The following is a 22,141-nucleotide window of genomic DNA, read 5'->3' on the forward strand; positions in this document are numbered from 1 at the left end:
CCATTGAAGCCCACCGGCGGGCGGATGAAGATCCGTCCGCCGGTGGGCAACCCCCCTGTCCCCCGGCAACGCCGCGTCCCCCCGCGCGGCGTCTCCCCCCTGTGTGGTGCCGAGAGACATGAAGCCCCTGGCATTGGTGCGGCGCGAGCCCGGCTCGACCTTTGTGGACATTCTGCGGAGGAGGGCACTGGAGCAGCCCTCGCGCCGTGTCTTCACCCTCCTGGAAGATGGAGAGACGGAGACGCGGCACCTGGACTTCGCGGAGCTGGACCGGCAGGCCCGGGCCATCGCCGCCACGCTCCAGCGCTCCGTTGCCGCGGGCGAGCGCGCGTTGCTCCTCTACCCCTTCGGGCTGGACTACGCCGCCGCCTTCTTCGGTGCGCTGTACGCCGGAGTCGTGGCCGTGCCGGTGTACCCGCCGGACCCGTCGCGCCTGCACCGCACGCTGCCGCGGCTGCGCGCCATCGCCCAGGACGCCCAGGCCACCCTGGTGCTCACCACGCACGCCATCCGTGACCTGGTGGACGGGCTCTCCAGCCAGGCGCCGGAAGCTCGCCGCCCTGCGCTGGGTGGCCACCGACGCGTTGGAGCCTGATGCCGGGCAGGCGTGGCGGCCACCGGAGGTGACGTCCGGCACGCTCGCCTTCATCCAGTACACCTCGGGCTCCACCGCCGTGCCCAAGGGCGTGCTGCTCACGCACGGCAACCTGCTGCACAACTCCGCCATCATCCAGCGGGCCTTCGGCGGCACCGAGGACTCCGTGGGCGTGAGCTGGCTGCCGATGTACCACGACATGGGACTCATCGGCTGCGTGCTGCAACCGGTGTACGCCGGCTTTCCCATCGTCCTGCTGCCGCCCGAGTCGTTCCTGCAGAAACCGGTGCGCTGGCTGCGGGCCATCTCCCGCTACCGAGGCACCCTCAGCGGTGGGCCCAACTTCGCCTTCGACCTGTGCGCGCGCAAGGTGACGCCGGAGCAGCGCGAGGGCCTGGACCTGAGCAGTTGGAGCTACGCCTTCAACGCCGCCGAGCCCGTGCGCGCGGACACGGTGGAGCGCTTCACCCGCGCCTTCGCCCCGAGCGGGTTGCGCTCGGACGCGCTGCGCCCGCTCTACGGCCTCGCCGAGGCCACGCTCATGGTGACGGGCGGCTTCCCGGGGACGCGCCGCGCGGTGCGCACGGTGGATGGTGCGGCGCTGGAGTCCTGGTGGGTCGTCGAGCTGCCCGAGGGGACGCCGGGCTCGCGGCGCATGGTGGGCCTGGGCCGCCCGTGGCTCGACGGGCAGGTCGTCATCGTGGACCCCGTCACGCGCACGCGCTGCTCCTCGGACCGGGTGGGGGAAATCTGGGTGTCGGGCCCGAGCGTCGCCCAGGGCTACTGGAACCGCCCCGAGGAGACCGGGCACACCTTCCGCGCCCTGCGCGCCGACACCGCCGACGGCCCCTGGCTGCGCACCGGGGACCTCGGCTTCCTCCAGGACGGCGAGCTGTTCTTCGCCGGCCGCATCAAGGACCTGGTCATCATCCGGGGCCGCAACCACTACCCGCAGGACCTCGAGCGCACCGTCGAGGAGAGCCACCCCGCGCTGCGCCCCGGCTGCGGCGCCGCCTTCTCCATCGACTCCGGCCAGGAGGAGCGGCTCGTCGTCGTCCAGGAGGTCCAGCGCGGCCGCGAGGGAGACAACCTCGAGGACATCACCCACGCCGCCCGGCAGTCCGTGGCCGCCACGCACGGCATCCACCTGGACACGCTGGTGCTGGTGCGCCCCGGCACCATGCCCAAGACGTCCAGCGGCAAGATTCAGCGCAACGCCTGCAAGCAGGACTACCTCGCGGGCACGCTGGACGTCCTGCACACGGCCCGGCTCGCGCCCCCCCGCGCCGAGCCCACCGACGCGAGCCCCTCCGCCTTCCTGCGCGAGCAGCTCGCCCGCCTCATCGGCATCGCCCCCGAGGCGTTGGACCCCCGGCGCACCCTCGCGGAGCTCGGACTGGACTCGATGCGCCAGCTCGAGCTGCAGCAACTGCTGGAGAGCCGGTACGGGCTCGCGCTGAAGCTCGAGGCCCTGCTGAGCCATCCGCTCGGACAACTGCTGGAGGAGCTGGGCACGCACAAGCCCCGCGCGGAGTCGGGCCCCTTCTCCATCGCCTGGGACGTGGCCCGCGACGCCCCCGCGCTCTGGCGCTACCTGCGCGAGGCCGAGCCCTGGGTGGCCGAGGAGCTGGAGCGGATGAAGCGGGACATCCCCGTGCCGCCCACCAATGGCACTTTCGATACCGAGGGCTTCTTCCGCCCGCAGGGCCACTTCCGCTCCTTCTACCGGCGCGGCCCCGGCGAGAGCGTGCTGGCCATCAAGGGCGCCGAGGTCCGGTGCGAGGACCAGATCGGCTTCTTCCAGCTCCTCCAGCAGCGGCTCTTCGAGCGCTTCGCGAAGCACTCGGTGACGAACACGCTGGAATACTTCCTCATCCAGGAGCGCAAGGTACCCGGCGCCGTCACGCTGCCCGAGGCGCTCAACGAGGCGCAGCGCGCGGCCGAGCTGCAGGGCCGCTTCCTGGAGGAGTACCACGAGCCCGGCGGGCTGCCCCTGCCCCTGCTGGTGGTGCGCTGGTCCGAGGAGGTGGTGGCGCGCTTCCGCTCGCGGCTGTTGCCGCTGCTGTCCGGCTTCACGCTCACCATCGCCCAGAACGAGCTGCGCGATGGGCTGGCCTGTTACGTCTACTGGTTCCCCAAGGCGCCCTTCCCGCGGGTGAGCCACTTCGCCGGCACGCTCGCCCAGGAGAGCCAGCGCACCGGCTCCGGCGGCTTCGCCAACACGCGCCTCGTCTACGCCACCCTCAAGCACAACCTGGACCCCGAGGCCGTCGTCGACTCCTGGGTGCGGCTCGCCGCGCGCCTGCTGCTGCTCGGCTACTTCCCCGCCGACATCCAGCACTTCAAGAACGGGCAGTGCATCGAGCCGCAGAACGTGCTCCTCAACGGCACCTTCGCGGACCTGGACTCCGTCATCCCCATGCGCCAGCTCGGCGGTGACCGCGAGTTCTACGCCAGCTTCCTCGCCATGCTGAACCTGCTGGCGCACACCGTCCGCGTCTTCCTCACCGCCGAGAGCAACGGCACCACCACCCTGCCGAGCCCCTTCCCCCACCAGTTCCAGCGCCCCGACTTCCTGGAGATGCTCTCCGTCCTCCACATCTGGGAGCGCCTCAAGGTGCACCTGCGCGAGCAGCGCCAGGGGCTGCGCGGCACGTTGGACCCGCGGCTGGAGGAGCTCGTGTCCTCGAACCTCTCCTTCCCCGTGCTCTTCGAGAAGGTGCTGTTCTCGCTCTACTACGCCGGGCCCACCCTGCCCGAGAGCGCCGTGCACCTGCTCGCCGTCGCCGATGTGTACAACGACGTGGGCGGCGCCGAGGAGCGCCGCCCCGCGCGCAAGGTGGAGTACAGCGCGAAGCTCTCCGTGGACGCCGCCGCGCTCGCCACCCTGCCCCGCGCCTTCCTGGAGCAGCTCCGGCTCACGCCCCGCGAGTTCATCCGCGACTGTCTCCACGGCGAGGCCTCGCTCGTCAGCGTGTACGAGACGTTCCTCGGCCGCATCGGGCTCATCGTGCTGCCGCTGGAGGACGCCGCCCTCTACGTGGACAAGCAGCGCACCGTGGACGCCGCCGTCCGGGGGCTCGAGGAGGCCGCGCGGCTGGGCGCCGACACCGTGTCCCTCACGGGCCTGGTGCCCTCGGCCACCGACTACGGGCGCGCCCTCCAGGAGGCCACCGCCGGCCGCTCCGGGCTGCCCCGCTTCACCACCGGCCACGCCACCACCGCCGCCTGCTTCGTGATGATGGCGGAGCAGGTGTTGCGCGCGGGCGGCCGCAGGCTGGAGGACGAGCACGTGGCGCTCCTCGGCGCCGGCTCCATCGGCACCGCCATCCTCCGGCTGCTGCTGCGCACGCTGCCCCACCCGCGCGTCCTCCAGCTCTGCGACGTCCCCGCCAAGCGCGAGCACCTGCTGCACCTCACCGAGGAGCTGGTGGGGGAGCTGGGCTTCCGGGGCAAGGTGGAGGTGACGTGCATCTCCGGCAACACCGTGCCCGGCGAGGTGTACGAGGCCTCCTGCTTCCTCAGCGCCACCAGCGCCGCCAACCTGCTCGACGTGGACAGGCTGCGCCCCGGCACGCTCGTGGTGGATGACTCGGCGCCCCACTGCTTCGACCCGCGCCGCGCCATCCGCCGCTTCCAGGAGCGCCGCGATGTCCTCTTCACCGAGGCCGGCGCCCTCCGCAGCCACAGGCCCGTCGGCGAGATACGGGAGATCACCTTCGCCACCGGCTGGGACCATAAAATCCGCGCCGCGCTCAAGCTGCTGCACCCCCTCGACGACACGCTCATGGGGTGCGTCTTCTCCAGCATCCTCAGCTCACGTTTCGAGGACGCTCCGTGCCTCGTGGGCACCCCCACTCCGCGTGACCTCGACCTGCACTACCGCAAGCTGCGCGAGCTGCGCTTCGAGGCCGCCCGGCTCTATGTGGAGGATTACGTCCTCGATGAGGACCTCGTGGCCATGTTCCGCGCACGCTTCGGCTCGGGGCCGCGGTAACGGCGTCACCCCGTCCCTCTCCCGAAGGGAGCGGGGAGCCTGGCGGAGTGGTTCGTGGGCTGATGGGTGGGGGGGTGGGTGGAATGGTTCGAGGGATGGGAGCCGGCGCGCAGGCACGCTCGGGCCCGGGCCTCGGCCAGCAGGCCCGCGAGGGCCTCCTGCCCCATCGGCGTCCCCGCCATCACCCGCTCCTGCAGGCGGTAGAGGATCGTGGCCATATCCAGCAGCAGCGGGCGCAGGTGCCTGCCCAGCAGCAACGAGCTGGCCCCCACGCCGCACCCCAGCAGGAACGAGGAAAAATCGAGCTTCACGGAGATACCTCCCGGAGTGGCTCCCCCAACCTCCACCCATGACCCTGACCCCTTCTAGGTGGAGCCGCTCCCCCCACGGCGCAAGGTGTCACGCCCCCGCCCTCTCAGACCGGCGGACGGGGCGGCCCTCTCTCGTCCCCTTGCACCCGGGAAGGTTCGTGCCTAGGCGCTCACCTCCCCATCAACAAGCCCGGGCGGTCACGGTAACTTCCGAGTCCAGTCGCTGACTCCCAGTCGCTGACTCGAAGGTGCCCCATGTTCGCAAGCCTGCTGGTGCTGCTGCTCACACAGCTTCCCTCCACTCCCGGCGAGGCACCGGGGTGCCTGTGCGAGGAGAGAATCGTCAATGCGGCCATGGAGCTCGTGGAGAAGGCCACGGCGCCTACCAAGATGGTGGAGCAGGTCCTCCGCAAGGGAGATGATGCAGCCCAGGCCGCGGCCGCGGACTGTTCCGAGCCCATCCAATGCACGGGGCAGTTGCACCACGTCATCTCCCGGCCCATCGCCAAGGCGCTGGAGGATCACCAGACGCTCAAGGGTCAGTACAAGCCACGCGATGAGCGCTTCGTCACCCGGGCCGTGGATGAGAAAGCCCACTGTGGCTACCAGGAGTGGCACCGGGAGCTGGACGCGGAAGTCGTCCAATGGCTCAGGAGAAACCGCGAAGCGACCGCAAAACAGTTCGAAGCCTACCTCCGGCTCATCTACAACCGGCCCGACATGCTGGCGAGGTTCCCCCATGGTTTCTGAGCCGGCCGCTGCCCCACGCTTCTTTGTCCTGGAGAAGGGCGAGATCGGGTCCCGTCATGATGTCGACGTCGACAAGCGCGAGCCCGTCAATCGCGAAGAGGGGGCCCGCTGCCCACGGTGCGGCGGTGCGATAGGGATGATGCAGTGGTTGCCCCCCTACCGCGTCGAGCTGTTACTGCACGGAGAGGAGCTCGGGGACTTCATGGAGTCCTCGGGGGATGACCTGCTCGTCTCCGAGCGGTTCGCCCGGGCCTTCCGGGAGGAAGGCCTGACGGGGCTGGAGGGCTTCCACCCGGTGGAGGTGGTCCGGGTGCGCCGCAAGCGGCGGGGTCCCAAACCGGCCCACGTGCCCCACTACCTGGCCGTCACGGCCTGCTTCAGCCGCGCGGCCGTGGACATGGCGCGCAGCCGCATCGTCTACGCCGATGACCCTCCCACATGCGGGGAATGCCGCGAAGCGACCAAGAACGCCATCTACGGCTACACGCTGGAGCCCGGCACCTGGCGGGAAGAGGACATCTTCCGTCCCCGAGGGCTGTATGGATGCCTGACCGTCTCCGAGCGCTTCGCCCGTTTCGTGCAGCGCCACGGGTTCACCCACATGAAGCTGACGCCCACCGAGCAGCTCGTGTGGGATCCACTGCGGCTCGGCCCACCAGGCCCGAAGCAGGGCTCCGTTTGAGTCATACCCCGGGGAGGACCCCCATCGCCTCGATGGCGAAGGGGCATCCACTCGTTGACGTCAACGAGTGACAGTCCCGTATTTCGGACGACCTGCCCGGAACACAGATGGTCTCGGACTTCAGCCTCCAGGTAAGCGTCCGAAAGAAGGGACATCGCCTCCTGGCACGTGGACTGCCATGGCCGAGGTCAGCCGCGCTCCAGCGGCTCACCCAGAGGGGGGCAGCACCATGGCAGTGATGCAGGCAGTTGGCACCGACATGACGCTCGATCAGATCCGGGACACCATCAACGGGCTGATCCAGCAGGGGAACACCGCCACGCACCAGATCGGCACGCTCTACAACCACGTGGTGGACCGGAAGCTGGCGGAGCTGGCCGGCCACGCGAACGCCCAGGTCTACTTCAGCAAGAACGTGAAGGCGCTCTCGCAGTCCACGCTGACCGTGTACGGCACCGTGGCGCGCAACTTCCCGGAGGCGATCTGCACGCATTTCGGCGTGTACACCCTGCGGGCCCTGCTCCGCTACGTGGAGGCGACCGGCATCGACCTGGACAGGGGGAACCCGGGCCCGATGCTCATCGACGTGCCGCGGGATGACGGCACGGTGGTGAACAAGGCCTTCGCCGAGTGCAGCGTGGACGAGGTGGAGCGGGCCACCAAGGCCAAGAAGACCCCGGCTCCGGTGCGTGTCCCCGTGCCGGACCAGGCGCGCCTGCTGTTCTTCGAGGACAGCCTCTTCCGCAACTTCAATGGGGTGGCCCCGGTCCGCCTCAGCTCGCGCAGCCTGGACGGCAAGACGCTGCTGAGCGTGCAGGACGTGCCGGTGTCGGAGGTGGCGCGGCTCCTGAAGGCGCTCCAGGAGGGCATGAGCGCGGAGCCCACCCTGGCCGCGAAGTAGAAGCACCCGTCCGCATGAATTGAAGCACCCAGGCGGGGAGGGAGGCCGGCCAGACAATGGCCGGTGTTCCCTCCCCGCTTTTTCGTGCCCGGCGGAGAGGCGGCGCTAGGAGAGCCTCGTCCTCAGCTCGACGTCGAACAACCCCGGGTCAAGCCGCAGGCTGTCCACCGTGACGCCCTCGGGCAGCGCTTCCAGTTGCTCGAGAATCCGCGCCGCCACCGCCTGCACGCCGGTGAGCATCCGGAGCTTGGGCGTCTCAGCATCGAGCTCGTACAAGCGCGCGATCCGGGAGCCCTCCGTCTCCGCCGCGAAGCGCAGCTCGGCGATGCTCATGTGGATCTGCCGCTCGAACGGGCCTCGCGTCGTCTTCACGTCGACGAAGACCTTCGACGGCGCAGCGCCTTCACTCGGGGCTGAGGAACGTCGAGAAGCTGATGGTGCTGGCGCAGCTCATGGAGCTGGTGACGATGCGGCCGGCGCTGAAGTTCTCGCTGCCAGCGTTGCGGCCCTCGGCCCCGTGACCCTCGGGGTGGGCATGGTGATGGGCACCAGCGGCGTGATGATGCGCACGAGGGTTGTCGTCTCCGCCGAGTGGGTGGAGATGATGCAGCGGCTGGTGCGCGCGGGCATCCTCTCCCTGCCCGCCATCAGCGCCGCGGTGCGGATTCAGGCCGACCAGATGATGATGGCGCACGGCGAGTTGCCGCGCGGCGTGCGCGAGTCACTCGGCGACGGGCCCGAGGTACGGGGCATGCGCGTGACGGGCAAGGCGGGGGCTGGCATGGCCGAGCCACCAGAGCACCACGTTATGCCTCAAGAGTTCCGCGAGTGGTTCGAGAAGCGCGGCTTCACCGGCGACATGGACATGAGCCGTCAGGCACGCCAGCACCCGCCGCCTGCCCCCACACCTCGCTCTCCATCTCTGGAGGGCCGGGCCTCTGCACTCGCGGAAGCTCGATGCCGCCGACGCGCACGGTGTGTCGCGATGAGCATGGGTCAGTGGTACATGCAGTTGTGCACCTGAATGTTCATGTACGGGGACTGGATGGAGCCCGAGACATGGCCGGAGGTAACATCAGCGCTCACGCCGCCGTTCTGCGGGCATCTGATGCCGGTGTTGACGCCCACCGTGGAGAAGTTGTTTCCCGTCACGGTGGTGTTCTGCATGCCGTCCACGACGATTCCCAAGTGGACGGTAGCGCTCAGGCTTCCCGAATTGTTGCGGATGGCTGTTGCATTCGTGCCCATCCCCCAATCCCACGGGTTGGTCCCCACGGTCAGGGCGACGTCGAAGTGCTGGAGCGGGCTCGTCCAGAGGAGATTGTCCTGGATGTACGAGCCGGTAAAGTCCGCTCCGGTCTGGTGCCCAGCGTCGAACGCGAGCCCTCCGTAGGCGCTACGGCCGGCGGCAACGATGGTATTGTTCTGCACCACGATATTCGTGCCACTCCACCCGACACTGTTCGGGCGGGAGAAGACGATGATGCCTACGTCCGTGGCATCGATGACAGAGTTGTATCGCACCGTGCTCCCACGGCACGCGATGCTGATACCATCCGCCCAGCCGCCTCCGTAGTGCGGGTTGGCATAACCCGTGAACAGGTTGTTCGTGATCATGACGGGACCGGTGCACCCCTCCGGCGCATGAAAGCTCGTCCAGCCGGAGGGATCACTGAGACGGGAATTCTGGATCGTTCCCTGCATGGCTGACACCGTAATTCTTGGTATGTCATAGGTGAATCGGCCGCCCTGGCCGTCGACCCACACCATGTCCATGGTGCCCCGAAGCTCGACGATCGGACCGTCGAACATGGCATCGCGCACGAGACGGCCGAAGCGGGCCGTGTGATTCCCGCTCACGGCGTTGGTGCGCAGGGTGGCGCCCGCCGGGATGAAAAGGGTGCTGGTGATGTAGACCACCTCCTGCGGCCCAAGCGTCACGACACCGCCCGCGTTGAGTTGCGCCTGCAGGGCGGACTGGAGGCGCGTGGTGGTGAGCACAGCGGGCCGTCCACCGTTGGCTTTGTAGTCGCGACCCATGCAGATACTCGACACCAAGCTCCCGAACTCGGGGCTGTTGAAGAAGTTGTCCACGATGGTCATCCAAGGGCTGCCGGTGTTCAGCTGCCCAACCCAATTGTCGACCTCGCTCGCACTCGGTTCCCGGCTCAGGATTCCGCGATAGGCCACGGCGACCTTCTCCGAGTTGTTGTAGCCGCGCGAGGCGAACTCGTTTGACTGGTAGAACTCGCGACCGTATTGCCTGAGCATGGCCTGTGAACACCCGCTGGCGCTGAAGCGGTTGGCGTAATACGCCCACCCGGATTGGTCGGGGCCACGTCCCAGCACCTCGGTGTATTGCTTGGCGATGAACTGGTACGGCACTTCGGCGGAGGCTGTTCCCGCCATAAGGCCCACACTCAAAAGTACAGCCCTGATCAAGATCTTCATGACAACAAACCCCCAGATGCCCAAGGTGAATACCTTGGTACGAGGACGAGGTTCCTGCACCTGCACCTGCCTCAGCTCAATGAGCCCCTGGGGCGGAGATTGATGCATGAATTCCGCAGGCCGGAACCGAAACGATCGCCACCTCCCTCCTCCCCTATGGCTTCCCATGGAAAAGTATAGGAGGAATGTAAATGCTCGCCGGTCCCCGTGACCGAGGAGCTTGACGACGAGCGCAGGACATGACGGGACGCTCACCGCGGTGCGATGGCCACCGTGGCGCCCGGGGTCCGCTCAGGACATGCAGCAGAGAGTCTCGTAGCAGCCCTTCATTTCCGCCAGCGCCCCACCGCACTTGGGGCACTGCTTGTCCGGCTCCTCCAGCGTGTGAACTTGCTCCAGCAGCGGCAGCGTGGGCTGGGCGCGCGGACCGTGGCCGGGCGCGGGCTCGGCCAGCCCGGCTTGTTTCCCCTCGTCCTGCTCGCGGTGGGGGCGTTTCTCGCTGGAGCGGCCAAACAGCTCGCCGGTGCGCTGCGCCAGCTGCCGCTCCAACTCCTGCAAACGCAGCTGCAACTCCTCGGCGTCCCGGCCTTGGGCGCTCATCAGCTTGCGCGTGAGCTCCACCACGCGCGCCACCAGGCGTCTGTTTTCCGCCTCCAACAGGAGGGCCGCCTGGCGCAGCCTCTCCACGTCCTTCTCCGTCGTCAGCTGGAAGCTCATGCGCGGGTAGTGCCATGCCAGCACCCGCCCGCGCAAGTAGTGCGCGCGGCATGACTCACGAAGTCACCGCGCCAGCGTCCTCCAGCTGGAAGAGCGGCGCCAGCGTGTACGGCGCGGGCGACAGCGGCGCTCGCCCCACCAGCGCGCTGCCCTCCAGGAACAGGGCCAACTCCGACACCGTCAGCACCAGCGGCTGCTTGTCTTTCTCTGGCTGCCACAGCGGCGCGAAGCGTCCTTTCTCCAGCCGCTTGGCGTACAAGCACAGCCCGGTGCCGTCCCAGAAGAGCGCCTTGGCCCTCTTCCTGTCTCGTCCGACAAAGAGAAAGACGTCTCCCGACAGAAAGTCGCGCCCCAGCGCCTGCTTCACCAGCCCGCACAGCCCATCGAAGCTCTTGCGCATGTCGCACGGCTGCCCGTAGGCGTACACCGCGAGCCTACGCGTGGAGCCAATCACAGCAGCCCTCACAGCAACCTCACCGCGTCCTCAACGCACAACCCCTCCACCCGGACTCCCCCCGGCCCGTGCACTACCAGCCCCCTTCCTCGCCCCTGGGCACGCTCGGCCTTCACCTCGACGGGGACCAGCCCCTGCCTCGCGGGCTGCTGCTTGCCGGCTCGCCGCGCCGCGCTGCCCCACCGGCTGAGCGTCCAGCTGCTCATGCCCAACTCCTTCGCCGCTTCCTCCACGCTCGCCCGTACTCCACCGCCTCCTGTCTCTGCTCCGCTGTGTAGCGCGCTCGCGGGCCCACTCCTCCCCTCTCGAGCACCGCCTTCCGGAACTTCTCCGCCTGCTCCTTCATGTCCATCGCTTCCGCCTCCTTCATGGGGCGACGGACATGCTCATGCCTCGGCCCTCACGTCACGACGGGCTCGGGCGAGCACTTACGTTGGAGCGGGCGCACCACGAGGCCATCCACGGCGGGGGGAACTGGAAACTGGGGCGCATGTGGCCCGGTGAATGGAACCGGATGATCATGAGCCGATTGAGTGAGGCCGAGGTGTTGGCCGGTCGGATGTTGACGCGAAACGAGCTCCTGGAGATCGTCGCAAAGAACATGAGGGACTATAGAATCCCGATGAAGTTCATTCGCTGGAGAGCACGATGAGCGATGGGCGTGCGTGGCAAGGCAACGTCAAGGTGCGCCTGTATGAGCGAGTCCATCAGCGTGGATACGATTCGCTCACCGCCTTTGCCGAGGCGCGTCCCGCCGTCCCGTTGTACTTGCTGGCCGAAGAGCTTGGAAAGGATGACGTTGCAGCAGTGCAAGTATTGAGCGGATTGCTTGGCGAGGCAGAGCAGCGCAAGCAGGTCACACGCTTTGTTCGCGACGTGCTTGTGCGCGAGCTGTCCGAAGGTCTCCCCAACGGGTGGCCGGCCGTGTTGAATGACGCCAACCGTTTCGAAGTCGCCAAGGCGCTCAGCTCGTGGATTGCCTACACCCCAGATACTCATCAGGACAGAGCAAGACAGGTCAGCGCAGCGCTCCTTGCCACGCCGCCGCCGCCCGGCTGGCGCCCGCTCAACCCCGACGACGAACTGCTTCTCACGCTCCTTCCCGGCGAGGAGACCTGAACCGCCTTCGCGAACGCCCGCCTACCGCCTCGCTGGTGGCGCTGGCGGAGGAGCCTGGTCCGGACGACGTCGTCGGAGCGCAGGCTGGCCGCGAAGTAGAAGCACCCGTCCGCATGAACTGAAGCACCCAGGCGGGGAGGCTGCGCTACGAGAGTTCGGTGCTCAGCTCGGCGTCGAACAACCCCGGCTCGAGCTGCAGGCTGTCCACCATGACGCCCTCTGGCAGCGCTTCCAGCTGCTCGAGAATCCGCGCCGCCACCGCCTGCACGCCGGTGAGCATCCGGAGCTTAGGCGTCTCAGCATCGAGCTTGTACAAGCGCGCGATCCGGTAGCCCTCCGTCTCCACCGCGAAGCGCAGCTCGGCGATGCTCATGTGGATCTGCCGCTCGAACGGGCCTCGCGTCGTCTTCACGTCGACGAAGACCTTCGGCGTGCCGTCGAGCCACCTGGCCGCGTGCACTTCGAGGTCATACGCCGAGCGCGCATGGGTCTCCGAAATCCACGTGAAGTCCCCCTCCTCGTGGCCCGTGGCGGTGAGCCACGCTCCGAAGAGTTCTTCTCCTTGTTGACCGATCTCCTCGGCGGCGAGGAGCTGACGGCGCAGGGCCTCGGGTGAGAGGGGGGCCTGCCTGCCGGAGCGCCGGGCGTCGGTAGGAGCGGGAGCGCCGGTGCCAAAGAGCGCATCCTCGACCGTGTCGGGAGAGATGAGGGTATCGAGCGGGTGCTCACCATCGGGATAGGCGTCGAGGGTGTCGGCGCGGAGCTGGGCGATGACGGCCTGCGCCACCTTCCGCATGCCGTGCTTGCCCGTGAACTCGAGGCGCCCCGCGAGGGTTTCATGCAGCACGCTGTCCTCGGTAGCCGAGACGAGGACGAGCATCACGGATTCCGGCTGTGCATGGCCCTCGAAGGCCATGATGACAAAATCGCCTTCCCTGAGTTCCCCGTAGCGGCCAGGCTCCTCTTCCGGATCACGGACGAGCTCACCTTTGATGAGCCAGTCTTCCGCGCCAGGGAGACGTAAGGCCAAGCGCGTCAGGGGGTGGGGCCCCCTTCCCCCTGGCCCCATGAGCGTCAGGAGTAACACCCGCTGCTCCAGAGAGCCTCGGAGCCCCGGATAGAAGCACTCAACGAAGACCTCGCTGTCGAGTTGGAGCGCCTTCTGATTCGAGCGCTGCTGGTGGGCCTTGAAAAATGACAGATCCGACTGGCTCAGGCTCTTGATGGCGATCTTCGTTCCGCTCATTCCTACCCTCTCACCACTGCATGGGGACGTCGTCCGGAAAGATGCCCCACTCGAGCAACCCGGCCTGCTCACGATGAGGAGAGACCACCGCCTCCGCCTGTGCCACGAGCAGTTCCGACGCGGCATCCTCCGCCCCATAAGACTCCTCGCGCAGCGCCCGCCGGCACGCCTGGAGGCCGGCTTGCAACTCCGCCGCCGTCGCATAGCGCTCGGCCGGGTCAGCACGCAGGGCCTTGTGGAGGATGGCCTTCAAGGGTGCGGACACTCCCTGCATGGCGGCCTCCACGTGCTCGGGGCGGAAGGCGGCGGCGAGCGCGGCCATCTCTCCCACAGACGCCCAGCTCGGCAGCTCCGCCTTCGCGCTGGACCGGGCCTTGAGCTTGCGCCGTGGCCCGAGCGCCGCCCGCTCCACCGCCTCCAGCCCGTAGAGGCTCCTGCCCGTCAGCAGCTCCAGCAACACCATGCCCAGTGAGAAGACGTCCGCCCGGGCATCCACCCCGTGCCCGCCCGGCGCCAGCAAGCGCTCGGGCGCGGCGTAGTCGATTTCCCCCCGGAGCAGCCCCTTCGGGGTCCGCAAGCGCCCCGGCAGCAGGGACCAGGCCGAGGCGAAGTCCGTCAGCTTCACCACGCCCCCCAGCCCGACGCGGATGCAGCAGGGATTCACCGAGCGGTGGACGAAACCCAGCGGCCGTCCCGCCTCGTCCCTGGCTGTGTGCGCGGAGTGCAGCGCCCCAGCCACCATGCCGCCCACGTAGAGACAGAACGCCTCGGACATCCACCTTCCGCGCAGGATGCCCAGGTTGATGACCGTATCCAGGTTGCAGCCCTCCACGTGCTCCTTGAGGAGGAAGGTCCTCCCACCGTCCTCGAACAAGCCGTGGACTCGCGCGATGGATGGGTGGGTGAGCCACGAGGCGAGCTGGGCCTCCTCCGCCATGCGCTCGCGTGCGCTCGAGGGCGCGTGAGGCGGCAGCACGTCCACCTCCATCAGGTCCCCCACCCGCTGGCGGGTCCGAGGGCGGACCAGGTACCGCACCAGCCCGTGCGGCCCGCGATCCATGCGCCAGACGACGAGGAACTCGGTGTCCTCGTTGGAGAAGAGGACACACTCCGTGGCCTCCTTGCCTTGGGCGGTCTGCTTCGGACGAGACGGCGGGGAACCCATCTGCGGCAACGCTCCTGCCTCCGGTGGGCGGCGGCACTCCCGGCGACCGGGCTGCCAGTCCGTGTGGAAGCGGGAGATACATTACCCCAGGAGTTCAGCGGAACGAAAGAACCCGAGCGGTCACCCCTGGAGCCCTTCACGCGGTGTGAGTTGGATCCGCCTACTCAGTTTTCCGTTGGAGTTCTGGAGCGAGTGCCCGGCACGCACGCCCAAGGCATGCTGGGATGATTGCGTCCACAACTGAAGCCCGGCCCACAAACCGAGGAGTCTTGGGGGTCGCACGACTTGCGGCATTGGTAGAGGAAGCAGACCGAGCCCTCGGGGCAGGTCGGCTCGTCTTCGCCACAATTCCGCAGGCACTCCATCCAGATTTGACCCGGAGTGGTCGGATAGGTGTTGAGCGTGCAGTGCATTCCCGGCGAGCAGGGCGTCCGTTCACAGTCTTGCCCGTGGATCGTCATGCACACAGAGGTGTGTCCTCCCATCAACTGGACACATCGCTGGTCCGCCGGACAGGAGCGGCCCTCACACGTCGGCAGACATGAAGAGCCCGCGCCTCCCACGTGACAGAAATACCCTTCAGGGCAACTGGCGGGCTCTTCTACACGGCACGGCCGGCCACAAAATCCCTGACAGACAAGACCCGGCGCACAGCCCTCTTGCCGGTCGGAAGGCAGACTCTCACAAATCTCCCCCTCTTTGCGCACACCGAGCATTGAACAGACACGGACCCGCTCCTTGCCGTTCACAGTCCCGAAGGGGATGCAGGCAAATCCATCCGGACAATGTCCGTCCTCCGTGCACGAGCTATCCGTACAGTGCTGACGCGCTGTCCGCACGTCGTAGACGCAGCGGAGTTGCGTCTCACAGTCCGCGTCCGTGCCGCAGTCATGCTCATAGGTGGTCAGGCGCAGGCGCTCTTCACGCGAAAGCATGGGAACGAGGGGCTTGTCCTGAGGCAGGGTCACCCGCGCACCAGGCCCGAACATGGCGATGGAGCTCAGCCAGAGCAAGGGCAGGAGCAGGAGGAGGACCAGCAGTACCTGCAGGGACATGCGCCACTTCATTTTCACGTGCTACTCCTGTTGCGGCCGGGCAGGTCGACACTCGCGCGGACAACTCCCCCGTTCCTCGGGAGATCTGCGCCAATAGTCATTACCGCATTTGTCTCTCCACTCGTTTCCGCTCATCCGGCAATTCACATGGAGATTCACCATGTCCTTATGGAGAGCCATTGTGATGGCACCGTCCGGGCCGAAGGTCGGGCAACCTGTCATCCCAGTGAGCAGCAACAGCACCAGCAAGGAGCTCTTCTTGGGCATTGAGCCTCCACTGTAGGCAGCCAGGATAACACCGTGACGCCACGTCTCCGTGGACGAAAACAGACATGGGCCGCCCCATGGGTCTCATGGGAAGGACACGCCTCCGAAGGTGACGGAGCGCGTCCGGCCTTCCTCCCAGAGCTCGACGGAGAAGGAGCCCTGGGCCTCCGCCTCCGGCAGCTCCGCTTCGAGCACCACACGCTGCATCTCCGCCCCCGCGAGGATGGGCGTCCCCTGCCACACCGACAGCGTGTGCCGCGCGCCGTCCTCGGACACCAGCTCCGCGCCCGCCGCCGTCCACGGCAGCGCGTCTCCGCTCGTCACCCACAGCTCCATGGCCACCCGCCTCGTCCTCGGCGTCTCCTTCTCCTCTCCTGGCTTGAGCGGACGGGTGGCGCGGTAGCTCGTGGCCGTGTCCACCGCGAGGGCCTGTCCTTCCAGCCAGACGAGCCGGAGTCCGAGGGCAAGCACCCCCTGACCGTCCATCAGCTCCAGGGTGAGCAGGCCCGTCAGCCCGCTCGAGCCCTTCGGCTCCGCACGCAGCCGCGCCAGCTCAGCCTGGCACTGCCGCGCCTTCTCATGCGCCTCACGAGCCTCCTGCTGGCACAGCTCCGGGGCACGGGACCGGGACACCTCCACCTGGCGCTCGGCCAGCGCCGGAGGCACCACCACCAGGATGAACTTCACGCGCGCCGGAGCCACGCCCTCCATGAAGCGCACGGTCATCCGCAACCGCTGTCCCACCAGCAGCTCGCGCGAGGGCAGGAGGATGATGGAGTCCTCCGCCGCCACCGCCCGGCGGAAGTGCTCGCGCGCCTCCACTCCCACGAGTTGCACGGGCGCATCGAAGAACAGGTTGGTGGAAACGCCCGGGCCGATGCGGACCTCATATGGCTGCCCCGGCAAGTCCGCCGGCAGCAGCAACTGGCGCTCCGCTCCGGATGTCGCGGGCTCGGAGCCGGGCTGGGCAGCGGAGGGCGCGCTCACCAAGAACACGAGCACTGCGAGCACAACGGGCAGGGTGGACATGGGGACTGAACCTCCAGAGTGGTGACTCTAGCAGCAACCTCTGGCGTCAGCCGCTGCCATGTCCTTCCGCGCTCCGCACGGTCCGGCGGCGTACCCGTCACTCCTCAGGCAGGAGGCCAAAGCGCTTCACCGCCTCCACGCCCTGGGTGGAGAAGATGCGCGCGAGGCCCGGCTCGGGGGCGGGTTCCTCCACGGAGATCCCCGCCACCAGCTCCCCCGCTTTGAACTCGGAGATCTCGAAGCAGACGGGGAACGTCTCGCCGTTGGGCAGACGGGCCCGGGTGAAGCGGCCATACACGCGCTTGTCCGTGACGATGAGCTGCCCCGTGAGGGTGGAGCCGGCCACCAGCGTCCCCGAGGTCTGGCGCAACATCACGGTGGCCTCGCCCCCGCTCACGGTGATGACGCGGCCGCCTCCGCTGGTGTGGAAGGTGACCATGAGCCGGGTCCAAGCCCTCAGCTTGCTCATGGCCTCGGCCGAGCCAGCCGGGCACTCGGCGGGCCCGGGCGGCTGGGGACGCACCTGGGTGGCGGGGCCGGAGCAGCCGGTGGCCAGAGCGCAGGTGAGCAGGGCCGTCCCCGCCCTCCGCGCCAGGGGGCCCGTCTCCTTCGTCCGGGGCCCGGGGCTCCGGGGCCGAGGGCTGTTCTCCAGCGGAGCGGAGTCCTTCCGTGAAATCTTCACGCGCGTGTCCTTGGGCGGCGTCGCGCTGGCGACGGGCGCGGGAGTTGCCGCCCACCCAGGCGCCGCGCTCCCATCACCTTCCGGCGGCTTCCCCCACGGCGCCACTTCCTGGCCACGAAACACCACCTCGGGCGTCAGCACCCAGGAGGACACCTGGGAAGTGACACGGGAAGCCACGGGCAGGGACGGACGCGCGGACATGGACACGGGCCGCGCGTGCTCCGCGCACAGCAGGCCCATCCCAGCGAGCACCAGCACGCGCACGCCCCGCCCCACCGTCCACCCCGGGACGGGCCGAGCCCCCTCGGAGGGCGGAGCCAGCCGGGGCATGCCGCGCCTCGGATGGCGCCGCTCGTAGTCCACCAGCCTCTTCCACCGGGCGCCCATCCGCTCCATCGACAGCGGCCCCTGGCGCTGCGTGGTGGCCGCGTCCGGGCCCCACGCCTCGCACAACGGCACCCGCCACGCCTCGTCCGCTCCCCGCCGCACCTCCTCCAGGGCCGCCACCACGGCGTCCGCGTCCGGGTAGCGCGCGCAAGGCTCCTTCTCCAGCAACCGCAGGCACACCTCCCCCACCGCTCGGGGCACGCGAGGGTTGCGCACGTGCGGCGGCTCCGGCTGCGCGTGCAGGATTCGCCGCTCCGTCTCCACCACGTTGTGTCCCTGGAAGGGCCAGGTGGCCGTCAGCAGCTTGTAGGCCAGCACGCCCAACGCCCACAGGTCATCCGCGGCGCTGGCCGGGTAACGCTCCTCCGGGGCGTGCTCGTGGTTGAAACGCACGGCCTGGGGACTGAGGTACTCCCGGCAGCCGGGCACCTCCTGGCCCGTGACGCGCGGCGCCCCCGGGTAGGTGGCCACGCTGAAGTCCAGCAGCACCGGCAGCCCGTCCACGTGGCGCACCAATACGTTGTCGCCCTTGATGTCGCGGTGCACCACTCCCGCCGAGTGCACCACCGCCAATTCCCGCGCCAGCTCCAGCAGCACGTCCACCGCCTCCAGCGCATGCGGGTTGTGGTGCATGGCCCAGCCGTACAGCTCCTCGCCGGGCACGTACTCCATGGCGATGAACAGGAAGCGGGGCGCCTCATCGGGCCAGAGGCCATGGCCCTTGAGGCCCACGCCTCCCACCTCCTCCAGGCGCAGCATGACGTCGAGGCTCGCGGCGCGCCCACTCCCCCGCCTGGGGCAGGGAGATGAGCTTGACGGCGAACAGGCACCCGCCACGCCGGGCGAGGTACACGGTGCCGTAGCCTCCCTGCCCCAACAGCGCCTCCAGGACGAAGCCCCCCACCGTGGTGCCCAGGGGTGGCAGCGAAACATGGAGCGCGGCGTCACTCCCGGCTCGGCGCGCGCGCAACCGCTCCAGCACCCGCCGCCGCGAGCCCGCCGGCGCCTCCATGCCCCCTCCCTCGTCCATGCGGGTGACCTCCGAGGTGGGCCAGCGTAGCACCACCCCACGGCACGGGACGCCTGGAGAAACACCCCTCGCTCCACTCGTTGACGTCAACGAGCATCGCACATCAACCCACATCACTCGTTGACGTCAACGAGTGCGGGGCACACGCAGGCGCTTTCGCGCATGACGGTCCGCCTCGTCCGCGGAGCGTTGGGCTGGCAGCCACCGCAACCGCGTCGCACGCACGGGCTCACGCTCCTCGCGCCCCCTGTGAAGACCCGGCCCGGGAAGCCGGGCACGGCATTCACGACTTTCCGAGTATGAGCCCGCCAGCTCCGCCGCATCCCGCCCATTGCAGGCGTCACTTGCTGTCAAGCGGGGGAAACGCGGCCGGGTTGCGGTAGATTGGGGACGTGCCGCGTTGTGTGACATGCGGGCAGCGTTGGGAGGGGACCCACGCGCACTGTCCCCGAGGAGCGACCCCGACCAACGCCCCCTCCGCGGGGCCTGGCCGGCCGTCGCCATCCTTCGTCATTGCCGGCTACAGGCTGGAGGAGGAAGTAGCGCGCGGCGGCTTCGGAACCCTCTACTCCGCCTGGCGCGAGCACGACGGCCTGCACGTGGCCATCAAGGTGGCCCACTCCGAGGTGCCCCTCGCCCGCGCCCAGCTCGCCCGCGAGACCGAGGTGCTGCGCGTCATCGGCCCTCCCACCGTCCCCGCCGTGCACGGCACGGGCACCCTGCCCAACGGTGCCCCGTACCTCGTCATGCAGTTCATCGCGCGGCCCACCCTCGCGCAACGCATGGCGCAGGTCGCCGGCCCCATGCCGCTCGCCGAATTCACCTCGCGCGCACTGGCCCTGCTGGACGCGCTCGCGGTGGTGCACGGCCACGGCTACCTCCACGGAGATCTCAAGCCGGAGAACGTCTTCCTCGACGACGGCACGCATTCCGCCGGCTTCTTCGACTTCGGCCTCGCGCGCTCGGTGGGCACGCCCGCCCTCACCTCCGCCGACGAGCCCACGCCCCCCATCGGCGACTCCTTCGCGGGCACCGTCGAGTACATGTCCCCGGAGCAGTGCTCGGGCCAGGCCGGCCTGGACATCCGCTCGGACATCTACTCCCTGGGCATCCTCTTCTACGAGATGCTCACCGGCCGCCCGCCCTTCTTCGGCACCCCGTCCGACGTCATCCACGCCCACCTGGCGCGCCGGCCCCTGCGTCCCTCGGAGCTCGTGCCCGCGCCCGCCGCGCTCGAGCAGGTGGTGCTGCGCTGCCTCACCAAGGAGCGCGAGCGCCGCTATGACACCGTGGCCTCCCTGCGGCTCGTGCTCCAGGAGGCGCTGGCCAGCACCGGCAAGCCTCCCGCGCTGACCCCCGCGCGGGCCCTGCTGGAGAAGGCCGCGCCCACGCCCTCCGCTCCCGTGCGGCGCTCGGTGGCGGTGCTCTTCTTCCGCTCCGGCGCCAACCCCGTCACCGTGCAGAAGGCGCTCGCCGGCTTCGGCGGGCAGATGGCCTCCCACGAGGGCACCCGTTTCGCCGGCGTCTTCGATCCGGACGCGGGGGAGAACCCCGTGCAGCGCGCCCGGCAGGCCGCCGAGGGCCTCGCCGCGCAGAACCTCGCGCCCGCCGCGCTGGTGGACGTGGCCACGGTGACGGTGCAGCGCCGCCCCGGCGGCCCCGCGCGCTACCTCGGCCCCATCTTCGCGCGCAAGGACCGCTACCCCACCGACGAGGACCCCTCCACCCTCCTGCTGACGGGCGCGGCGGCCGAGGCCCTTCCGGACCTGCCGTGCGAGCCGGTGACGGGCCGCGAGGGCGTCTTCCGGCGCGCCCCGGCGAGCCTGGGACGCGACGACGTCACCATCCTCCAGCATGGCAGCGGCGTGCTGGTGGGCCGCGGCAGCGAGCTGGCCGAGTTGATGGAGGGCGCGGGCCTGGCGCTGGTGGAGGGCGCGCCCACGCTCGTCACCGTGCTGGGAGACCGGGGCCATGGCAAGACGCACCTGAGCGCCGCGCTCGCCCAGCAGCTCCAGGTGGGCCTGCCCAACGCGCGCGTCGTCACCTGGCGCGCCCGCGAGCCGGTGCAGGGAGACCCGGAGGGCACCCTGCGCATGTTGCTGCGCGGCGCCCTGTACGACTTCCGCGGCGATGCCGAGCTGACGGGCTCCGACCACGAGGGCCGCGCCACCTGCTTCGAGTTGCTGGGGCCCCAACTGGCCACCGAGCTGTGGCCCGGCGTGGCCTCCACCCTCGGGTGGCTCGCACCGGGCGCCGCCGGACTGCAGAACTGGGCCGCGGCCCCTGGCGCCCTTCGCTCCCTCGCCATGCGCGCCGCCGGTGAGCTGTTGGCCGCGCGCGCCCGCCGCCGGCCCCTGTGCCTGGTGCTCGACGACGCGCAGTACGCCGAGGAGACGGCCCTGGACGCACTGGAGTACGCCGCGCTCGCCGAGTCCCGCCTCCCCCTCTGGGTGTGCGTGCTGGCGCGCCCCGGCTTCGAGCGCCTGCGCCCCTCCTGGGGTACGCGCGCCGCCCGCCGCCAGGTGCTGCCGCTCGGCCCCCTGTCGCCGCCCAGCGCCGTGGAGCTGTGCCGCACCCTGCTGCGCCCCGCGGAGAACATCCCCGCCGCCGCGCTCGAGCACCTCGCCGAGCGCGCCCAGCGCATCCCCCTCTTCCTCGTGGAGCTGGTGCGGGGCCTCAAGCGCCAGGGCCTCGTGCGCCAGCGTGCCCACGGGGGCAGCTGGTACCTCGCCACGGACGAGCTGGACCGGATGCCGGAGCTGCGGCTGGTGGACTGGCTGGCGGACCGCGAGTTGGGCGCGCTTCCCGTGGAGCTGGCGGCGCACGCCCGGCTGTGCGCGCTGCTCGGCACGGACTTCACCGCCGCCGAGGCCGAGGGCGTGGTGCACGAGTTGGAGGAGGACGGCGGCGCGGCGGACTTCCCGTTGGACCCGCGCCACGCCACGCGCCGGCTGGTGGACCTCGGCCTGCTGGTGAGCCACCGGCAGGAGGGCCTCAGCTTCCGCAACGAGCTGTTGCGCGCCACGGTGGAACGCTCACTGCCCGAGGCGGACCGGGTGCGCATCCACCGCGCCGCGTTCCGCTACTACCAGAGCCGGGCGGGAGCCGCCGAGCGTCAGCGCCTGCCCCGTCTGGCCCTGCACGCCGCCGCCGCCGGCCTGCGCGACGAGGCCGCCGCCCTCTACATCGACCTGGCCGAGTCCGCTCGCGGCCGTCACGCGTACATCGAGGCCGAGTCCACCTATACGCGCGCGCTCGAGCTGCTGGAAGCTCGATGACCGGCGGCGCCGCCTCACCGTGCTC

General features: G+C 69.3%; 19 protein-coding genes. 8 read left to right on the plus strand and 11 right to left on the minus strand.

Translation table 11 applies throughout. The features are described from left to right. The first annotated feature begins 118 nt into the window (after positions 1-118). On the plus strand, positions 119-595 hold the full coding sequence (locus ACN28I_RS23370) for an AMP-binding protein (protein ID WP_420944166.1): 477 nt from the start codon (positions 119-121) through the stop codon (positions 593-595). Further along, a complete protein-coding gene (locus tag ACN28I_RS23375) occupies positions 513-4,592 on the plus strand; it encodes an AMP-binding protein (RefSeq protein ID WP_420944167.1) in 4,080 nt (1,359 codons plus the stop codon). The genes ACN28I_RS23370 and ACN28I_RS23375 overlap by 83 nt, the downstream gene beginning before the upstream one ends. Before the next feature lie 5 nt (positions 4,593-4,597). On the opposite strand, the gene ACN28I_RS23380 is transcribed toward ACN28I_RS23375, so the two are convergent. Continuing rightward, positions 4,598-4,903, minus strand: a complete 306-nt coding sequence (locus ACN28I_RS23380; protein WP_420944168.1) for a hypothetical protein — start codon at positions 4,901-4,903, stop codon at positions 4,598-4,600. A gap of 255 nt (positions 4,904-5,158) precedes the next feature. Between ACN28I_RS23380 and ACN28I_RS23385 the strand changes: the two genes are divergently transcribed. From ACN28I_RS23385 to ACN28I_RS23395, 3 genes are all read left to right on the plus strand, one after another. After that, positions 5,159-5,653 (plus strand): Wall-associated protein precursor, encoded by a 495-nt coding sequence (locus ACN28I_RS23385; RefSeq protein ID WP_420944169.1) that lies wholly within the window; start codon positions 5,159-5,161, stop codon positions 5,651-5,653. Positions 5,654-5,789: 136 nt separating this feature from the next. Then, positions 5,790-6,335, plus strand: coding sequence for a hypothetical protein (locus tag ACN28I_RS23390; RefSeq protein ID WP_420944170.1), 546 nt, complete (start codon positions 5,790-5,792; stop codon positions 6,333-6,335). A 229-nt stretch (positions 6,336-6,564) separates the two neighbouring features. Continuing rightward, positions 6,565-7,236, plus strand: coding sequence for a hypothetical protein (locus ACN28I_RS23395; protein ID WP_420944171.1), 672 nt, complete (start codon positions 6,565-6,567; stop codon positions 7,234-7,236). Between the two features lie 105 nt (positions 7,237-7,341). On the opposite strand, the gene ACN28I_RS23400 is transcribed toward ACN28I_RS23395, so the two are convergent. After that, positions 7,342-7,608: a hypothetical protein gene (locus ACN28I_RS23400; protein ID WP_420944172.1), complete on the minus strand. Its 267-nt coding sequence runs from the start codon at positions 7,606-7,608 to the stop codon at positions 7,342-7,344. Between the two features lie 145 nt (positions 7,609-7,753). Here ACN28I_RS23400 and ACN28I_RS23405 point away from each other — a divergent pair, with 145 nt between their 5' ends. Further along, positions 7,754-8,260 (plus strand): hypothetical protein, encoded by a 507-nt coding sequence (locus ACN28I_RS23405; RefSeq protein ID WP_420944173.1) that lies wholly within the window; start codon positions 7,754-7,756, stop codon positions 8,258-8,260. On the opposite strand, the gene ACN28I_RS23410 is transcribed toward ACN28I_RS23405, so the two are convergent. From ACN28I_RS23410 to ACN28I_RS23425, 4 genes are all read right to left on the minus strand, one after another. Continuing rightward, positions 8,233-9,687, minus strand: a complete 1,455-nt coding sequence (locus ACN28I_RS23410; protein WP_420944174.1) for a DUF4214 domain-containing protein — start codon at positions 9,685-9,687, stop codon at positions 8,233-8,235. The two genes, ACN28I_RS23405 and ACN28I_RS23410, sit on opposite strands and share 28 nt — an antisense overlap. A 291-nt stretch (positions 9,688-9,978) precedes the next feature. Continuing rightward, on the minus strand, positions 9,979-10,404 hold the full coding sequence (locus ACN28I_RS23415) for a hypothetical protein (RefSeq protein WP_420944175.1): 426 nt from the start codon (positions 10,402-10,404) through the stop codon (positions 9,979-9,981). A 55-nt stretch (positions 10,405-10,459) separates the two neighbouring features. Continuing rightward, positions 10,460-10,858, minus strand: coding sequence for an IS66 family insertion sequence element accessory protein TnpB (gene tnpB, locus ACN28I_RS23420; RefSeq protein ID WP_420944176.1), 399 nt, complete (start codon positions 10,856-10,858; stop codon positions 10,460-10,462). 8 nt (positions 10,859-10,866) lie between these two features. Further along, positions 10,867-11,064, minus strand: coding sequence for a hypothetical protein (locus ACN28I_RS23425; RefSeq protein WP_420944177.1), 198 nt, complete (start codon positions 11,062-11,064; stop codon positions 10,867-10,869). A gap of 442 nt (positions 11,065-11,506) precedes the next feature. On the opposite strand from ACN28I_RS23425, the gene ACN28I_RS23430 reads away from it, so the two are divergent. After that, positions 11,507-11,977 (plus strand): NUDIX hydrolase, encoded by a 471-nt coding sequence (locus ACN28I_RS23430; RefSeq protein WP_420944178.1) that lies wholly within the window; start codon positions 11,507-11,509, stop codon positions 11,975-11,977. 145 nt (positions 11,978-12,122) lie between these two features. Here the strand turns inward: ACN28I_RS23430 and ACN28I_RS23435 are convergent, their stop codons facing one another. From ACN28I_RS23435 to ACN28I_RS23455, 5 genes are all read right to left on the minus strand, one after another. Beyond that, complete coding sequence (locus tag ACN28I_RS23435; RefSeq protein ID WP_420944179.1) at positions 12,123-13,223, minus strand: hypothetical protein; 1,101 nt, start codon at positions 13,221-13,223, stop codon at positions 12,123-12,125. Between the two features lie 10 nt (positions 13,224-13,233). Next, positions 13,234-14,388, minus strand: coding sequence for a serine/threonine protein kinase (locus ACN28I_RS23440; RefSeq protein WP_420944180.1), 1,155 nt, complete (start codon positions 14,386-14,388; stop codon positions 13,234-13,236). Between the two features lie 1,406 nt (positions 14,389-15,794). Continuing rightward, complete coding sequence (locus tag ACN28I_RS23445; RefSeq protein WP_420944181.1) at positions 15,795-16,739, minus strand: DUF2381 family protein; 945 nt, start codon at positions 16,737-16,739, stop codon at positions 15,795-15,797. Between the two features lie 97 nt (positions 16,740-16,836). Further along, positions 16,837-18,567 carry a serine/threonine protein kinase gene (locus ACN28I_RS23450; RefSeq protein WP_420944182.1) on the minus strand — a complete coding sequence of 577 codons (1,731 nt, stop codon included), beginning with the start codon at positions 18,565-18,567 and terminating at the stop codon, positions 16,837-16,839. Beyond that, a complete protein-coding gene (locus tag ACN28I_RS23455) occupies positions 18,506-18,838 on the minus strand; it encodes a hypothetical protein (protein WP_420944183.1) in 333 nt (110 codons plus the stop codon). The genes ACN28I_RS23450 and ACN28I_RS23455 overlap by 62 nt, the downstream gene beginning before the upstream one ends. Before the next feature lie 404 nt (positions 18,839-19,242). Here ACN28I_RS23455 and ACN28I_RS23460 point away from each other — a divergent pair, with 404 nt between their 5' ends. Further along, entirely contained in the window at positions 19,243-22,116 is a 2,874-nt protein-coding gene (locus tag ACN28I_RS23460; protein ID WP_420944184.1) for a protein kinase domain-containing protein, read from the plus strand. Positions 22,117-22,141: the final 25 nt, after the last annotated feature.

It is taken from the genome of Archangium gephyra (assembly GCF_049060025.1).
GTDB classification, from domain to species: Bacteria; Myxococcota; Myxococcia; order Myxococcales; family Myxococcaceae; genus Archangium; species Archangium gephyra_A.

What these genes read in the sequence shown, in the direction of transcription:
- ACN28I_RS23370 (WP_420944166.1), top strand. Translation starts at nt 119, where the DNA reads ATGAAGCCCCTGGCATTGGTGCGGCGCGAGCCCGGCTCGACCTTTGTG.
- ACN28I_RS23385 (WP_420944169.1), top strand. Translation starts at nt 5,159, where the DNA reads ATGTTCGCAAGCCTGCTGGTGCTGCTGCTCACACAGCTTCCCTCCACT.
- ACN28I_RS23390 (WP_420944170.1), top strand. Translation starts at nt 5,790, where the DNA reads ATGATGCAGTGGTTGCCCCCCTACCGCGTCGAGCTGTTACTGCACGGA.
- ACN28I_RS23395 (WP_420944171.1), top strand. Translation starts at nt 6,565, where the DNA reads ATGGCAGTGATGCAGGCAGTTGGCACCGACATGACGCTCGATCAGATC.
- ACN28I_RS23410 (WP_420944174.1), bottom strand. Translation starts at nt 9,687, where the DNA reads ATGAAGATCTTGATCAGGGCTGTACTTTTGAGTGTGGGCCTTATGGCG.
- ACN28I_RS23415 (WP_420944175.1), bottom strand. Translation starts at nt 10,404, where the DNA reads ATGAGCTTCCAGCTGACGACGGAGAAGGACGTGGAGAGGCTGCGCCAG.
- ACN28I_RS23425 (WP_420944177.1), bottom strand. Translation starts at nt 11,064, where the DNA reads ATGAGCAGCTGGACGCTCAGCCGGTGGGGCAGCGCGGCGCGGCGAGCC.
- ACN28I_RS23430 (WP_420944178.1), top strand. Translation starts at nt 11,507, where the DNA reads ATGAGCGATGGGCGTGCGTGGCAAGGCAACGTCAAGGTGCGCCTGTAT.
- ACN28I_RS23435 (WP_420944179.1), bottom strand. Translation starts at nt 13,223, where the DNA reads ATGAGCGGAACGAAGATCGCCATCAAGAGCCTGAGCCAGTCGGATCTG.
- ACN28I_RS23440 (WP_420944180.1), bottom strand. Translation starts at nt 14,388, where the DNA reads ATGGGTTCCCCGCCGTCTCGTCCGAAGCAGACCGCCCAAGGCAAGGAG.
- ACN28I_RS23445 (WP_420944181.1), bottom strand. Translation starts at nt 16,739, where the DNA reads ATGTCCACCCTGCCCGTTGTGCTCGCAGTGCTCGTGTTCTTGGTGAGC.
- ACN28I_RS23450 (WP_420944182.1), bottom strand. Translation starts at nt 18,567, where the DNA reads ATGCTGCGCCTGGAGGAGGTGGGAGGCGTGGGCCTCAAGGGCCATGGC.
- ACN28I_RS23455 (WP_420944183.1), bottom strand. Translation starts at nt 18,838, where the DNA reads ATGGACGAGGGAGGGGGCATGGAGGCGCCGGCGGGCTCGCGGCGGCGG.